Origin of the sequence: Pseudoalteromonas sp. SCSIO 43095 (assembly GCF_023650455.1) — a bacterium.
GTDB classification, from domain to species: domain Bacteria; phylum Pseudomonadota; class Gammaproteobacteria; order Enterobacterales; family Alteromonadaceae; genus Pseudoalteromonas; species Pseudoalteromonas tetraodonis.
Map to the genome: position 1 here is coordinate 898,202 of NZ_CP087995.1, position 15,800 is coordinate 914,001.

General features: G+C 39.9%; 16 protein-coding genes. 9 read left to right on the plus strand and 7 right to left on the minus strand.

Annotated elements, in window-relative coordinates; genetic code table 11:
• Position 1: 1 nt before the first annotated feature.
• Positions 2-334, minus strand: coding sequence for a ribonuclease E inhibitor RraB (locus tag LOC50_RS04220; RefSeq protein ID WP_036982019.1), 333 nt, complete (start codon positions 332-334; stop codon positions 2-4).
• A 191-nt stretch (positions 335-525) separates the two neighbouring features.
• On the opposite strand from LOC50_RS04220, the gene LOC50_RS04225 reads away from it, so the two are divergent.
• The 3 genes from LOC50_RS04225 (at position 526) to LOC50_RS04235 (ending at position 7,115) form a co-directional block, all read left to right on the plus strand.
• Positions 526-2,253, plus strand: coding sequence for an autotransporter assembly complex protein TamA (locus LOC50_RS04225; protein WP_250653682.1), 1,728 nt, complete (start codon positions 526-528; stop codon positions 2,251-2,253).
• Entirely contained in the window at positions 2,253-5,939 is a 3,687-nt protein-coding gene (tamB, locus tag LOC50_RS04230; RefSeq protein ID WP_250653683.1) for an autotransporter assembly complex protein TamB, read from the plus strand. The genes LOC50_RS04225 and tamB overlap by 1 nt, the downstream gene beginning before the upstream one ends.
• 291 nt (positions 5,940-6,230) lie before the next feature.
• Positions 6,231-7,115 carry a peptidylprolyl isomerase gene (locus tag LOC50_RS04235; RefSeq protein ID WP_214552873.1) on the plus strand — a complete coding sequence of 295 codons (885 nt, stop codon included), beginning with the start codon at positions 6,231-6,233 and terminating at the stop codon, positions 7,113-7,115.
• Between the two features lie 43 nt (positions 7,116-7,158).
• On the opposite strand, the gene queF is transcribed toward LOC50_RS04235, so the two are convergent.
• Complete coding sequence (gene queF / locus LOC50_RS04240) at positions 7,159-8,004, minus strand: NADPH-dependent 7-cyano-7-deazaguanine reductase QueF (RefSeq protein ID WP_036982025.1); 846 nt, start codon at positions 8,002-8,004, stop codon at positions 7,159-7,161.
• Between the two features lie 59 nt (positions 8,005-8,063).
• On the opposite strand from queF, the gene syd reads away from it, so the two are divergent.
• Positions 8,064-8,603 carry a SecY-interacting protein gene (gene syd / locus LOC50_RS04245; protein WP_214552871.1) on the plus strand — a complete coding sequence of 180 codons (540 nt, stop codon included), beginning with the start codon at positions 8,064-8,066 and terminating at the stop codon, positions 8,601-8,603.
• A gap of 56 nt (positions 8,604-8,659) precedes the next feature.
• Here syd and LOC50_RS04250 read toward each other — a convergent pair whose 3' ends face one another.
• From LOC50_RS04250 to LOC50_RS04260, 3 genes are all read right to left on the minus strand, one after another.
• Complete coding sequence (locus tag LOC50_RS04250) at positions 8,660-9,433, minus strand: Zn-ribbon-containing protein (RefSeq protein ID WP_214552870.1); 774 nt, start codon at positions 9,431-9,433, stop codon at positions 8,660-8,662.
• A 13-nt stretch (positions 9,434-9,446) separates the two neighbouring features.
• Positions 9,447-9,713: a hypothetical protein gene (locus LOC50_RS04255; RefSeq protein ID WP_036982027.1), complete on the minus strand. Its 267-nt coding sequence runs from the start codon at positions 9,711-9,713 to the stop codon at positions 9,447-9,449.
• Positions 9,714-9,810: 97 nt separating this feature from the next.
• Positions 9,811-10,047, minus strand: coding sequence for a DUF2789 domain-containing protein (locus LOC50_RS04260; RefSeq protein ID WP_013465367.1), 237 nt, complete (start codon positions 10,045-10,047; stop codon positions 9,811-9,813).
• Between the two features lie 295 nt (positions 10,048-10,342).
• Between LOC50_RS04260 and LOC50_RS04265 the strand changes: the two genes are divergently transcribed.
• Positions 10,343-10,999 carry a GNAT family N-acetyltransferase gene (locus LOC50_RS04265; protein ID WP_214552869.1) on the plus strand — a complete coding sequence of 219 codons (657 nt, stop codon included), beginning with the start codon at positions 10,343-10,345 and terminating at the stop codon, positions 10,997-10,999.
• Between the two features lie 579 nt (positions 11,000-11,578).
• Here the strand turns inward: LOC50_RS04265 and LOC50_RS04270 are convergent.
• Together LOC50_RS04270 and LOC50_RS04275 are read right to left on the minus strand one after the other, a co-directional pair.
• On the minus strand, positions 11,579-11,878 hold the full coding sequence (locus LOC50_RS04270; RefSeq protein WP_013465365.1) for a DUF3301 domain-containing protein: 300 nt from the start codon (positions 11,876-11,878) through the stop codon (positions 11,579-11,581).
• Positions 11,879-12,907, minus strand: coding sequence for a DUF3549 family protein (locus LOC50_RS04275; protein ID WP_250653684.1), 1,029 nt, complete (start codon positions 12,905-12,907; stop codon positions 11,879-11,881). It abuts the gene before it with no gap.
• 103 nt (positions 12,908-13,010) lie between these two features.
• Here LOC50_RS04275 and LOC50_RS04280 point away from each other — a divergent pair, with 103 nt between their 5' ends.
• The 4 genes from LOC50_RS04280 (at position 13,011) to LOC50_RS04295 (ending at position 15,796) form a co-directional block, all read left to right on the plus strand.
• A complete protein-coding gene (locus LOC50_RS04280; protein ID WP_036982034.1) occupies positions 13,011-13,331 on the plus strand; it encodes a YqcC family protein in 321 nt (106 codons plus the stop codon).
• On the plus strand, positions 13,324-14,088 hold the full coding sequence (gene truC, locus LOC50_RS04285; protein ID WP_250653685.1) for a tRNA pseudouridine(65) synthase TruC: 765 nt from the start codon (positions 13,324-13,326) through the stop codon (positions 14,086-14,088). The genes LOC50_RS04280 and truC overlap by 8 nt, the downstream gene beginning before the upstream one ends.
• Positions 14,089-14,538, plus strand: a complete 450-nt coding sequence (locus LOC50_RS04290; protein ID WP_138626353.1) for a flavodoxin — start codon at positions 14,089-14,091, stop codon at positions 14,536-14,538.
• A 184-nt stretch (positions 14,539-14,722) separates the two neighbouring features.
• A complete protein-coding gene (locus LOC50_RS04295; RefSeq protein ID WP_250653686.1) occupies positions 14,723-15,796 on the plus strand; it encodes a phosphotransferase enzyme family protein in 1,074 nt (357 codons plus the stop codon).
• Positions 15,797-15,800 lie beyond the last annotated feature (4 nt).

A 15,800-nucleotide genomic window follows, 5' to 3' on the forward strand; every position in this document is an offset into this window, starting at 1 on the left:
ATTATGCTTCTTCTGCGTCTAATCCCCAACCATCACCATAGCCATTAAAACTGTTCGCTATGCTTTCAATGTATTGTTCTGCTTGGCCTAACAGTGCATGTTCAGGCACCATTTGTACATGGGCAATTACTTCCCAAACGCCGGTATCTTTACATTTTTCAACATCAGCAGTTTGCACTAATGCATCGTTTACAATCTCAGTTGCAAATTTTTCGGCATCAGCCTGTTGTTCAAATAAAATGTAAAAATCAATTTGTTGCATTTTACTTAAATCTACACCGGCGGCGGAAATTTCAGCAAGAAGCTGGCCATTGTCATCATCAGGGAATTGCATTAAAAACTCATTAATTTTATTTTGTACTCGTTATAGCTATTGTAACCAAAATAAACCGTTAACGCGTACTAAATTTTGACTGCATCTTTGAGTGTTAATTGCGATTAAGTTAATGTTAGGCTCATTGTGGCTATGGTATGATATTGCTGTCTAACGGTTTATTTTATGGCTACCACAGTAAGGATATTTACTTGTTCAATCAGCTTTTAAAGTTTTTTTGTTTTTTTTGCTTATTAGTAAGCCTGTCTTCTATTGCCTCTGAAAATATAATTGAAGATTATGAAATTAAAGGGATCAGTGGCGACTTAGAAAATAACGTTGCACTTTATTTAAAACAACTTGTTGGTGAAAAACCAACCCGTACACTTCGTCGGTATGCAAAAACGCAAGTTGAGAATAGTATCAAAGCCTTAGGTTATTACAGTCCAGTAGTAAATATTGATTTTGATAAAGACGAGCGCGAACTTGTTGTAAATATAGAGCGAGGTCCAGCCACACGTGTTGAGTCACTTAATATAACTATTAATGGTGAAGCAAAACAGGATCCGTTCGTTCAAAAAACGATTGAAGATCTTAATTTAAAACAAGGTGATATTTTAAATCATGGGGTTTATAGCAGCGCGCATCAAAAAATAGAGTCAGTGTTGCTAGAGTATGGATATTTCGATGCAAAATGGCCTGTTAGAAAATTTGAAGTATCACTCAAAAAACACAGCGCATCCATTACTTTTACTATTGATAGCGGAGTTCGTTATCAGTTTGGCGATATTTTAATTGCCAGAAATACTCCAGCTGAAAAATATATCCGCTCTTTGGCGCCATTTAAAATGGGTCAGTCTTACAAAGCATCCTATATTGCCGATTATAATCTTGATTTATCAAGTACCCCTTATTTTAAGAGCGTGCGTGTTTACGCCGATATTACAGCGAGAAAAAACAAGCAAGTTCCTATAAAAGTAGATGTGTTACATAAACCAGAAAATAGTTATGAAATTGGTGGTGGCTTTAGTACAGATTTAGGGCCGAAAGTACGTTTTAAATGGAGTAAACCATGGATCACCGATAACGGGCACTATCTTGAAAGCAATTTAAATGTTTCTCAAAAACAGCAAGATATTTCCATGGCTTACACCGTGCCGGTGAATGATCCGAACGATGATTTATGGCGCTTTTCTGTCGGTTATAAGTTGGAAGATGAATTAACCAATCAAACCTACAGTGAAATATTAACAGGGCAGTTACAGCGCCAGTGGTTAACTGAGCATGAATGGGTACGAACGGCTTTTTTAAGGCGTGAGCAAGAAACCTACCGCATAGGGGATGACGAAGAAAAAACAACTGAAATGTTAATGCCTGGGATCAGTTATGCGCGTAAACAATCAAAGGGTGGCACCACACCTTATTGGGGGGAGCAGTGGTCTATTTCAGCTGAGTTTGGACTCGATAGCGTACTCTCAAGTACCAATTTGGTTAGAGTTCAATTACAGCATGCTTGGTTACGTACTTACCTTGACCGCCATCTGATTTTTTTAAAAGCAAACGTGGGCGCAATGATTGTTAATGATATAAATAACGTGCCATTTTCTTTGCGATTTTATGCCGGTGGCGATCAAAGTATCAGGGGTTTTGCTTATCAGTCGATTTCTCCGCAAAACGAGCAGGGTGAGCGTATTGGTGGTAAATATTTATTAGCGAGTACCGTTGAATACAACTACCAATTTGCTAAAAATTGGCGGGCTGCGCTGTTTGTTGATGGGGGGACCGCAACCAATGATTTTTCAGAACAATTTGAAGTAGGTGCAGGATTTGGTTTTCGTTATTTAACACCGGTTGGTCCGATAAGAGTTGATCACGCGTGGGGGCTCACAAAAGAAAGTAAAAGTACCCGTTTAAGTATTACCATAGGGCCTGAAATTTAATGTCAGTATTTAAAAAAGTAACGGCGATAATTAGCGCCGTTTTAGCAACGCTGTTAGTTACACTGTTTTGTGTTTTGTTTACCGCCCCAGGTAATCAATTGCTTGCTTACACAGCGAATAAATTGGTTGATGGATTTACCATTGAAATAAAAAATGGCCGATTTTTATACAATGACGCGTTTAACTTACAGTTTGACCAAAATGGCGTAAGTGTTAATGCACAGCAACTAAAGATAGATTTATTTTGGTGGCAATGTGATGGTATTTGTATTGATAATTTAAGTGCTAAGTCGATTAAATTAACCTTGCCAAAAAGCGCTGAGAATAAAGACGATACGCCAACCGAAGCATTAGAACAAATAACCTTACCCTTTAATATTGCATTAAAAAATCTAGCTATTGATGAATTTATTTTAAATCATTCAAGTGCAAACGTAACACTTAACACTCTGCAATTGTCGGCAAAGGCTGAAGGGTCTGATATTACAATTAAACGTTTAACCACTCCTCGCATTAATGTGGTATTGAAAGAGCAAACCGCAGCTCAACAAGCAGCGGCTAATCAACAAACAACAGCGGCTATTAATGAATTGCCAGCTTTACCCAATATCGATTTTATCTCACCACTTAACATCAATGTTGAGCAGTTCAATATCACCAACGTGACAATAAATCAGGGCGAGCAACACTATTCAATTAATGATATTGCTCTGCAAATGAGCGTAGAAGATGCCACTATTAAGGTACAGTCACTATCGGCAGGTTATCAGCAGTGGCAGTTAAAAACTCAGCTTGATGCAACACTTGAAGGGGCAATGCCAATTAACGGCAACATTAGCTTAAAAGGGAATGAACATGGAGCTACTCTTGATATAAATGGTGATCTAGCCAAGCTTAACATTGCGCTTGATACCACAGGATTATTTCCTTTAAATTTGAGAGCAACAGCCAACCTCAAACAGAAAAATTATCCCTTTAGTGTTAATGGCAAAATTAATCAATGGCTTATTAATACACAAAGTAATGAGCTAAAGGTTAAAAACATCAATTTAAGTGCCCAAGGTAATGCTAACGACTATCAATTAAGTTTAACGGGTAATACTCAGCTAGATGCTTATCCAAGTGTAGATTTAAATGCTCAGCTAAAAGGCACACTAAACAAGGCAACGCTTGAAACGCTTGCTTTAAAAGCTAACGATAGCGCTGCGAATATTCAAGCACAGCTTGATTGGCAACAGGGAATTAAAGCGGACTTTACCGGCGTTTTATCAAATTTAAAAGCGCAATACTTAACCGATGCCCTAACCAGTGATGTTTCAGGGACGTTTAAAGGCGTATTTAACGCCCAAGCCGATACCTGGCAGCTAAGAATGAACAATACTAAGCTAGCCGGCTTACTAAACAACGTGCCCTTAGAGTTTGCTGCAAACTTTAAGTTAGATAATCAATTAAAAGCGGATATCGATAGTTTTTATTTAAGTAGTGGTACTAACAAGTTAACTTTGAATGGACAGGTAGATGATACATGGCAAGTTGACGGTGATATTATGCTTAATAGTGATGAGCAGGCTAATCTGCCTTTTATTGCTAACGGTAAAGCGGACTTAAAAGTACGCGGCAACAGATTAACCCCTTCGGTTGACTTAGTTGTTATGCTAGAGCGCTTTATTTTTAATGAGATAAACATTAATAAACTCGCTATAAAATCTCAATTAGATACGGCCGCTGATTGGCAAACTGATCTCAGTGTTAATGTTGCATCTGCACTGGTCGCTGGGCAGCAAATTAATAATATAAACATAGCTGCCAGTGGTGATAAAACAGATCATCAACTTAGCGCGTCGATTGATGCCGAAAAAGGCGCGGTGGAACTTGAGCTTAATGGCAAAATGAAAAATGCCATTTGGAATGGTGAGCTAAGTGACATAACCCTTAGTGATAAAAAGCTGAGTTTTAATAATACTAAAAAAATATCCGTTATGGTGAATACACAAAACGGGGATTTTGATGTGAGCGCTCATTGTTGGCAATCAGCTCAAAGTAAGTTGTGTATAGATACCTTGTCGCAAACAAAAGCGCTAGGGCAGTTTAATGCAAAGCTTGCTAACCTCTCACTTGCAGAGCTTAAGCACTTATTACCAGATAATATTCGCACACGTGGAGACTTAACAGGTGATTTTGCTGCTAATTGGCAGTCAGGTGCACTTAAAACGCTCAGAGCGAATGTAAATTCTAATGGGTTAAATGCAGTGCTAACCTCAGAAGAGGATCGATTTAAACTCCCAATAGAAACACTCAATATTAGTGCTTTTTCAGATTCGCAGATTGGTAAAATTGAAGCTAACTTGGCATCCAGTGTGCTAGGTAAAATAGCTACCGAGATAAACATTGACGACATTCAAAATACACAAACACTCTCTGGTAACGTTAATATAGATAAAATTTTACTCTCAGACATTCAGCCATTTTTAGATACGCTTGAGCAACTTAAAGGGGCAATCAGCGGACAGGTTACATTAGCAGGAACGCTTAAAGATCCTCAGTTAGATGGTGAGCTTAATATTGTAGACATTAATTTAGAGGGAGAGCAATTACCCGTTGCACTTAAAGACTCTAATATACATATTTTATTTAATAAAACCACAGCAACAATTAAAGGCAACTTAAGTGATCCTCAAGGCGGGCAAGTTAAACTTACCGGTGATGTTGATTGGCAAGGCGAGCAACCCGCGGTTAATGTTGCAGTTGTTGGCAATGAGTTTTTTGTTAGAGCGCAGCAGGGTGTGATATTTAAAGTATCACCTGATCTAAAAATCGGCATAGCAGATAACGCGCTTAACCTTGTTGGTGAAGTGGTTGTGCCTTATGGGCGTATAGAAATTGAAGAGCTGCCCGAGGGCGCAGTGCAAGTAAGCGATGATGAAATAATTATTGATCAAAAAACACAAGCGGCTAAAAAAGTCCCTTTTGATTATGATATAGACTTAAAAGTAACAGTAAAAAATGATGTAAAAGTCGAATCGTTTGGGCTCGAGTCTAAAGTGACTGGTGATTTAGCGCTTAAAATGAGCCAAGGTACGCCAATTATTGCCACCGGAGAGCTTAATTTAATAGAAGGGACGTATTTAGCCTTCGGGCAAGACTTGATAATTAGAACAGGGCAAATAGGCTTTAGTGGCGCAATCGACAAACCGTATCTCAATATTAAAGCGATTCGTAACCCAGATAATACCGCTGATGGTGTGATTGCCGGAGTGACTTTAACCGGCAGTGTTGAGCAACCTACGTTAAAAGTATTTTCTGAGCCTGCGATGGATCAAGCCCAAGCCTTAGCCTATTTACTCAATGGGCAACCATTAGGAGAGGGCGACAGCTCTACAGATGCTATGTTAACTCAGTTATTACTTTCTCAAGGTGTGAGTCGCAGTGAGGGAGTGGTTTCTAAGGTGGGTGAAACCTTTGGTTTATCTGATGTAAGCTTAAGCTCTAAAGGCAGTGGTGAACAAACAAAAGTAGAGATATCGGGTTATATAGCTCCAAGCTTGCAGGTTAAGTACAGTGTTGGGGTGTTTGACTCACTCAGTGAAGTGGCTGTGCGCTATCAGTTACTCTCTAAACTATACATAGAAATAACCAGTGGCTTATACCAAAACGTAGATATACTGTATAAGTTTGATTGGGACTAGGGTCTGTTGACCTTTGCGGATTAAAATTTGTTCAAACTAGGGGCGGTTTAATCGCGGCGCGAGGTTTGTAACCTAGTGGGCTAAGTAAAAACCGAGTAACAAAGAGTAAATTGCCCCTAGGCAGAACCCGAAGGGCAGCGCCTGTTTGGCATTGATGCTGCGTTATCGCCTATTTATGGGGAATAACCACACCACATAGGCTCTGCCTTGCCTAAATACCAAACAGGCTGCTGCAAATTTAACCTTGAAAGGTCAACAGACCCTAATAGATAACTATAAAAAAGGAAAGGTATGAAAAAGTGTGTAGTGACCCTTCTAGTGTCGGCTTTGTTAGGTGGATGTGCCCAGCACAGTACTCAATCACCAGCCTCATCGGCTAAAAAACTAACAAGCAGTGAGATTATTGCGGCGGCTAAAGATGATGAATGGCGATGGGTCGAATCAGAGAATATTCTAAAGTTAACCCTGCCCACAGGCGCCGCATATATTGAGCTTAACCCCAAACTTGCGCCTAAACACACTGCGAATATTAAAAAACTGGCAAGACAAGGCTTTTATCAAGGTACTCACATTTACCGTTTTGTTGAAGGATTTGTAGCCCAAGGTGGCGATAGTACGGGTAAAAAGTTAGCCAAAACTAAAGATAACACGGTGCCAGCGGAATTTTATTTAACCACCACTGAGCCACTTTCAATAACCGAGATGGGAAGTGATGGTTATGCACCCGTAACGGGGTTTTTAGGTGGTTTTGCGGTTGCACAAAACCAAGCGCATACACAAACGTGGCAAGTCCATTGTCATGGCATATTTGCAATGGCGCGCGATAACGATATAAACAGTGCCAGCAGTGAGTTTTTTGTCACCATAGGTCAAGGGCCGCGTTATTTAGACAAAAATATTACCGTGTTTGGTCGGGTGCTTAAAGGCATGGCACATTTTCATCAGCTAGCGCGAACGCCAACTGAGAATACCGAGTTTAACCCCATTACTGATCTACAAGTATTAGCGGATGTAGCAGACGATAGCAGCCAATTTAAAGTAATGAAAACAGACTCTGATTCATTCAAACAATTAATTATTGCTCGGGGTAACCGCAGCGAGGAATGGTTTGCGTACAGCCATAATTATATTGATGTGTGTGGCATGGCGGTGCCAACTAAGCAACTTAATGACTAAAAAAGGAGCCTCAGGCTCCTTTTTTGTTAAGGTAACGCGACACTTATTGGCGGTTTATTTTTACCGAAAATGGGGTTTCGTTATAATGTGTTGAGCGATATGGGTTTATATCAAGCCCACCACGGCGCGTATAACGCGCGTATACTTCAAGTTCTTTAATATTGAGTTGAGTGGTTAAGTCGCTGTAAATACGCTCCACACATTGCTCATGAAATTCATTATGGGTTCTAAATGAAATTAAATAGCGTAATAAGGACTCACGACAAACTTGCTCACCAGTATAGCGAATAATAATACTCGCCCAATCTGGTTGTGAAGTAATTAAACAGTTAGACTTAAGCAAGTGGCTATGCAAAGTTTCGGTGACTATTTTATTGCTTTGTGATTTAAGTGAATGGGCATCAATATGGTAGTTATCTATCTCAATATCTAACTCATCTATACACTCACCTGGAAGCGGTGTGCAAGGAATACAATTGTAGTCATCAGCGCTGTATAAGGTTACCTTTACAGGGCTGTTTACCGCATTGGATAAGTCGTCAATTAAATGTTGTTTAACAATTTCAATACTCCCAAAACGGCTTTGATTAAAGCTGTTTAAATAAAGCTTAAACGACTTTGATTCAATAATATGACTACTTTGACATTCGAAAGTAAACAATGCCACCGCAACTTGAGGCTTACCTTTAGTATTTAACCAAGACAGTTCGTAACCTGTCCATATGTCTTGGCCTTTAAACGGCAGCGCAGTTTCATCAATACTCAATGAATCACGATTAAGCTTGCGAGCAATAGGAAAAAGCAAGCTGGGCGTGTATTGATCGACATACTCAGTAGATTGACCAAGTACGCTGCCTTTAAGATCGGGAGAATTGCTGTAATCTGTCATGTTTGCTCTTAAATAGTTACAATGGGGGCATTATATATAAATTAAATGAGTTTCACAGTATGTCTGTTGCAATGCAATTAGCTCAACTTCACGAAAAATTTAGCCAACAAACGATTACTAATACACAAAGGCGCCCATTAATCGTCCACGATGAGCAATGGCCAAGCCCATGTGAAATAGGTAGCGCCGATGAACATGGTATGATCCAATGGCAAGCGATAGTTAGAGAGCCTACAGGTTCATTAACCGATCTCGCTAACGCATTGGAGCTTGAGTTTCCAGAGGCGTTGAGTCAATTTTATGGTCATATGTTTGCTGGCAGTGTTGTAGCCAATATTGACGGACATCAAGTGGAATTATTACAAGCATGGAATGAAGATGATTTTGACCTACTGCAACAAAATATCACCGGTCATGTTTTAATGAAACGTAAACTCAAACAAGCGCCAAGTGTATTTATTGGGTTAACCGACCAAGACGATTTGCTTGTTACCGTATTAGTAGAAACAGGTGAGGTGTGCCTAGAATATGTAGGTAAAAAACCACATCATGTACTTGCCAAAAACCTCAGTGAATTTATAGCATCGTTGTCAGTATAATTATAAGGTAGTTTTAAGGTGCGATGTTTTTAGACATAGCACCTTAAGTGGGGGATTTATTGAAAATCCCACGAAATATTAGAGACTATACCACACGGTTCACACCTAAAATCAAACAAGCCAAACCAAGGCTCGGGTAATTTCCATTCACCATGGCAACTCGGGCATTTACGCTCAAGTTCAGAGGCTTTATCAACCCCCCCTACACGGTATAAATAATAGTAAACAGGCTTTTTAGTTAAAAAACTAATCCGTTTAGTTATATCTTTACCACGGCGGTATAAATCACTTTGGGTGCTGGCTATTTCTTCAAGCGCTGGAAATTCACAGCGTGTTGCACCATTAATTTGAATTTGATCGCACGCTTGCCAATCTTCTTGCCATTTAATTAGTGTTTTATAGTCACCATTAGCAATCGCAGGAATATTAAATAGCGGCACGGGTAAAAAGTCATCGCCACAATACAGTGGGCTACATGTATGCACATAGGTGGTATATAAAATATAGCTTGATGGCTCTTTACAGCCATCGGCACTATTGGAGTGAATATCTTGGCCGATGACCTTTACTTTGGGAGCAAGCAAACCAGCGCCATGAAGCTTTTCAACACTGTGTTTAACAAACGCACTGTTATTAAGTGGGTGCATGGCGTCTTCGGTCGGGCACATTACACGAGTAATAAAATAGCCATCTTTTAACACCGTTGGAAATTCCTCTCCAATGATTTGGCCATTAAAGCGTAATGCATTCACTAAGCGGTTTATTGCCTGCTCGGCTTGCTCTAGGGTTGTGTCTTGGTAGCAATCAAATGTTAAATCAACAACAAACATTTATAGTCTCAAATTATTTTTGCTCTAGCAAAGCAAGTAATCGATCAAGTTTTTGCTCAATTCTATCTAACTGAGTGTTTTTAGGATCTGAGTTACTTGTTTGCTCGGGTGTTTTCATTAAATTATAAATTGAATCGGGATTATTTTTATATTGACTCACTGCGGCAATAATAACCGGCATAGGAAGTGGTTTTACTAAACGGCTTTTAGTTAGTGCAACAGTGGGGACTTTGCCTTCATCAAGAAGGACTTTAATAGCTTCAAATACAGCAGCATTCATTCGATTTATAACTCTTTAATAAAGTAAGCTCGCAACATGGAAGTTGCGAGCAGGTATGGTAACAATAAAGTGGCTCAGACACATTAAAATGTGCGATTTAATTATTTTGACGAAGGCGAGAGTCGAGTTCGTCAATTACCTCACTCCAATCGCCATCAACCGCCAGCGATTCAGCAATAAAGTGTTGTTGGGCTTCATCCCAAAAGGGAGCATCTTGCAATAATGTGGTATCCGAAATGGCATGCGATGCTATAAATGCATCTATTTCTGCTTCTGTATTAGGTAACCCTAATTGTGCGAACAATGTATTTATGTCGTGCTTAGTCGTATCCATAATCGTGCTCCTTAATGAATTAATACTTAATACTTATTAACTCTAGGGGGGAATGATATATCTTGCCAGTTTAACCCTTACTGAATTTACGCTTTATTTACTCAGTAGTAAGTCGCTAAAGCATGATCTGACTCAACGCAGTGGATGAGCGTACTAACTAAAATGTAAATTCGCTTATTTGTCCCACTTAGGTCTATAGTTATATGAGCATTTGGTCATCGTTGTAGTTCAAAATTAATCCCAAACAAGTTACTCGGCGTAATGACAAAAGGTATAAAATAATAAAGGAAATAAAATGACAGCCACAGCAGAATCCACAGACACGTTTAGCGTGCAACATATTGCACCAGAAGATATCAGTACCGCTGCAAGCCTTATATATCAGGCCTACCAAAATGACCCTATTTTACAAACTCTGCTCGGGTATAACGAAAAAAGCCCTCTGGACTATGAAAAAAAACTCCGTGCGCTTATTCGCGAAGAGCTCAGTAGCTTTTGGCAAGAAAAACAGCCTTTAATTGGCCTTTACCGTAACGATAAGTTAAAAGCAGTTGCTTGTGTATTTGAGTCAAGTAGCCAACTTCAAGCAGAGCGTTATTGGCATTGGCGATTAAAGTTGATGTTAAGTGCCGGTTATTTGCAAACGAATCAATTAATTGAAAAAGAAAAAACTATTCGTGATGCACTAAAGCCGCAAGGCAATTACTACTTTTTAGCGTTTATAGCCGTTGACCCACATTTTCATGGTCAAGGGTTTGGCCGCCAATTACTTAAAGGCTTAGATGGTTTATTGTATGACAATCCTGAGTCCTCTGGTATAGCGGTATTTGTGACTCGTGACGAACATACGCAATTTTTTAAATCACAAGGCTTTGAGCACTTTAAGCAGCTCACATTTAACCGAGTTAAAGGTGAATTACTTTTTAAAACTGCTCTATCTGTACAAGGCTAGGTGTTTAGAATTGTGATTATGTAAGCCAATGTTCCAAATAGGGCGCACTTACGTGAGATATATCTTACATTAACGTGCGCCTTGTCAGTTTAACTCCGTATTTTATCTTCTTAAAAATATCAAGCCATTGTATTTATTTTATTTTTCAATTTTATGACCGTAATTTTTTTGTTTTCCTCACTATCATACTAAGCTGCTTGCTTTAAACTTTACTTTGTCAAGACGACATAGCCCAATGATTGAGCTACTGCCACGGATAAGGAATAAGTAGTTACTAGCAGGAAGCACAAAGGACAAGTTAACACGGATGCAGGGATGAAACAGGAAGTACACTGAGGACTAAAATAGCTGGGAGCTATTTAAAGGACACCAAGGATGATGCGATAGGAAATTGCAGGAGCGTTAGTTTACGCAGGATAGCCAAGGCGGCAAGTGGATATTGCAGGATGCAATGGAGAGTAAACACGGTAGTTTGCTCGTTCAGAGGATGATAAACAGGGAACAGGTAAAGGATACCTTACAGGATGTTGGCAATTGGGGCGTAACTGAGGTTACGCCTTAGTTTTTTGTGCTAAGAAATTATATTCTATGTGGTGGCACAACCACACTTTTTAGTTTTTCATCTTCCATGATTAATACCCCTTGGTAGGCGTTTTCACCGTCACTTGAAAACTCAAAAATAAATTCGCTTTTCATGCCCGGCTTACCACTTTTTAAAATGCCAAATCGACGCTTGTTGCAAGCTACACTCATAAGTTGCACTTGCAATTGCTCGCTTTGGCGTTTGGCATGAACGTTCGCGGCTTCGGCTATTTTACGATTTAGCCAAAAAAAATAAATTACAGCACCAATAAGTATGAACGTCCATAAACTAGCCATTTAAGAGAATAACCTTCCAATTGCGCGAGCTAATGTCTCGCTTCTGTTTTCTTCACGTAATAAAGCTAATAAGTGAGGGCGAATAGTCGCAATTGCAACTAAATCTGCAAAAACGCTAGGAAATAATTCAGCTATTTCCTCATGATGCGCGCATTTATCCATAAAAACATGTAAACGCTGTGGCTGTTCTAACTGTTTAAAGCAGCGACCAGCAATGGTCAACAAAATATCAGAATCCTGCCCTAAAGGTGAGTTAAGCGCGCAATCAACAAGCTGCGCACTCAGCCCAGTAGCTTGCCCTGATGATATTGCACGCAGCGCGGCAGAGGCCGCAACAACATCATTATTACTAAGGGCGGTTTGCCCATAACTTAACAATAACTCACTTAACGAGGGCGGTATTTCGATGTGTTCAAGCATTGCACTTAATGGCTGTAATACTTCAACTGGTAATTTAGGCCACGCTGCTTGTAAGTGCTTTAAGTTATCAGCACTATGAAGACGATAAGCAAAATCGGCAATGCCTTGTAACGCGACATTTTGCCAATTATCAAAGCCAATTTGGCCACTAAAGTAGAGTTGGGCGTGCTCGTAGTATTGCGACGCTGGTTGCTTTAGTAACACTTTAACTTGTGCATTAAACGCCGCTAATTTATTCGCGTTCGGAGTAAATACATAAGGGTTGTTATCGAGTGTGCCATCGGCTTGCTCGCCGGTAATTTCTGTTCCTAGTGCCTGAATAACCATATCTGCAAAGTGATCACGGCTCGCGCTTACTAACTTACTTTGCTCATCAAGTGGGAATTTTAAAAACCACACATAGGGTTCTTTACTGGCTTTGCTATCCCAAAACTGAATAGCTAACCATGCATGACCTGCTAATGGGTAAGGGTAAGGAATTTGCGCTTGTTCAACGGCTAAAAATTGTTGTTTATCAAGCTTGGTAATGTGCCTGCCAATATCAAAAGCACGCCATTGAGTGCCTGCACCATCTAAAAGCTGGCCTAACGTAGCTATATGTTCACTCATGGATTTCCAACTGTTTTTACTACAAAATTACCTTAATTATACGCCATAGCGACTGTTGTGGGAACAGGGTATAATTGCATAATACACAAACCAAAGGGTGATTATGTACCAGCAAACCCACATATATTTACAGCAATTAGCAGCGCTACTTAAAAAGCATCAACTGTGGCAGGTTGAGCCGCTGAATCCCGATTTATTAGATTCTAGCGTACCGTTTTGTCACGATACACTGGCATTTGAACAATGGTTGCAGTTTGTATTTATTGAAAAGTTACAGCGGCTAATTGACAACAAGCAGCCGTTACCGCGCAATTTTGCAGTCGCCCCGATGGCGCAAATGACACTCACTGATAAATCAGGCAGCGAAGACATTATCGCTTTACTGACCCAATTAGACTCATTGCTAGGAGAGTCAGATGAGTGAGCGCCTAGAGCCTATTGAATACGGCGAACTGTTGATTCTTTATCAAGATGAAAATTATGTAGCAATAGATAAACCCTCTGGGCTACTTGTTCATCGCTCATTTTTAGATAAACATGAAACTCAATTTGCAATGCAAATGCTGCGCGATCAAATAGGGCAACATGTGTTTCCGGTTCACCGTCTTGATAGGCCTACTTCGGGTGTATTACTGTTTGCATTAAGCTCAGAGGCGGCGCGTGATATGAATCAATTATTTATTGAGGGCACAATAACAAAGCGTTACTTAGCGTTGGTACGCGGGTTTGCGCCTGAATCTGTTTTTTTAGATAAACCGTTAAAAGAAGAACTCGACAAAATAGCCGATAAGTTTGCTGATCAAGACAAAGCCGCGCAAGAAGCACAAACCCAATTTAATTGTTTGCATCAAGCTGCGCTGCCTATCCCAATAGGAAAATACCCAACGGTTCGTTATTCTTTGGTAGAGTGTTTTCCTAAAACGGGTCGCAAACATCAAATACGTCGGCATTTAAAGCACTTGTCTTTGCCTATTATTGGTGATGTAAATCATGGCGATAACCAGCATAATCAGTTTTTTAGGGAGCATTTTTCGCTTCGCCGTCTAATGTTGTTTGCATCAGAGCTTAGCTTTGTGCACCCTTATAGTAATAAACCCATAACAATTAAAGCGCCGCTGGGTGACGCAATGTTAAACATTTGCAAACAGCTGGGTTGGCCAGAACAAGAAGAGGATTATTAAATGGCACATATTAGTATTTTTGTTGGCAGCGTGTATGGCGGTGCAGAGCGATTAAGTGAGCAAGTTAGCGACACGCTAGAGCAAGCTGGCCATCAGGTTAGTGTCTTCGAGCAGCCTACTTTAGATGATATAAAAAATGCTTCGCATATTTTAATTATTACCTCGACCACTGGGCAAGGCGATATTCCTGATAATTTAGCCGATCTTTATCATCAATTAAATAGTACTTTTCCAATGCTAACAGGCAAGCCTTTTGGCATTGTAGCCATGGGTGACAGAAGCTACGGTGATACGTTTTGCGCAGCAGGGCGCAGCTTTGATGAACTATTACGTGACTTACAAGCTAAACCTGTTGGTAACCGACTCGAAATCGATGCCTGTGAAGACTTTGAGCCTTGGCCTGTCGCCGAGCCTTGGTTACAAACTTGGCTTGGTAAATTACCCTCTTAAATGCGCAGACTCTAGATGAAAAAACATAAACTGAGTTTGATTGTGCTTGCGGGCGGGCAAAAGAGCCTTGGTTTGGGGTTACCTATAAATCAGAACTGACAAGTATTGCGGCTACTTTGTGCGCATTGCGTCAAGCGTAGCTATTGAATTATTGTCGCCTTGGGCGAAAAGGGTGAAGTAGAAAATGAATTCAATTCCTATAGAAGTTTACCTATCTGAGAATTTTGGCCTTGACGATATGCATGCGAGTATAAAACCCATCGGTAGTGGTCATATCAATACTACCATGTTATTGAGTACACCTAAGCGGTCATTGGTTGTACAAAAGCTTAATACGGTGGTGTTTCCAAAACCACAGTTACTTGTTGATAATGCAAGATTAATAGAACAACACTTAAGCAAAAAGCAGCAAGTAGGTGAGTTCAACTTAGCAATTGTGCGGCATGTAGCGACAACTCAGCATGACTATTTAGTAAATAATAATGACGATACTTGGCGAGCCCTTGAGTTTATTGGTGGCAGTTACAGCGAAGATGTGGTTAATACTGTTAGCCAAGCGCAAACCGCGGCTAATGCCTTTGGCCAATTTGCTGCAGCATTAGAGGACTTTGACGCTAACAAATTACATGCGGTTATCCCTAACTTTCATAATTTAGCCATGCGTGCAGAGGTTTTTAAGCAAGTTATTAACACCGATCCTCATAAACGTGTAGCTCATTGTCAGGAGGAGGTTGATTTTTGCTTGTCGCAGTTCTCACTCATTGATGAGCTCAATGAATTAGCTGGAAAAGTCCCTATTCGCGTGTGTCATAACGATACTAAAATAAACAACATGCTATTTTGTTCAGATTCTAATAATGCAAAAGCGGTGATTGATTTAGACACCTGTATGCCAGGTTATTGGCTTAATGACTTTGGCGATATGGTCAGAACATTTTGCTCTGCAGAGCAAGAAGACTCAACAGCGCTTGATAAAGTAGGTGTTCGTGAAGACATTTTTGCAGCCATTGTTAAAGGTTATGTTGAACCATTAAAATCAATATTAACGGCCGCGGAAAAACAAAGCTTTTGGTTAGGTGCTAAAGTGATGCCTTTTATGATTGGCTTACGCTTTTTAACCGACTATATAGACGGCGATAATTACTTTAGTGTTAAACATAAGAGACACAATTTAGATCGCGCAAAAAATCAATTTGCGTTGTACAGGGATATAGTAAGTAAGCAGCAGGTATTAAAGGCGATGTTAACTAAGATATAAGCCC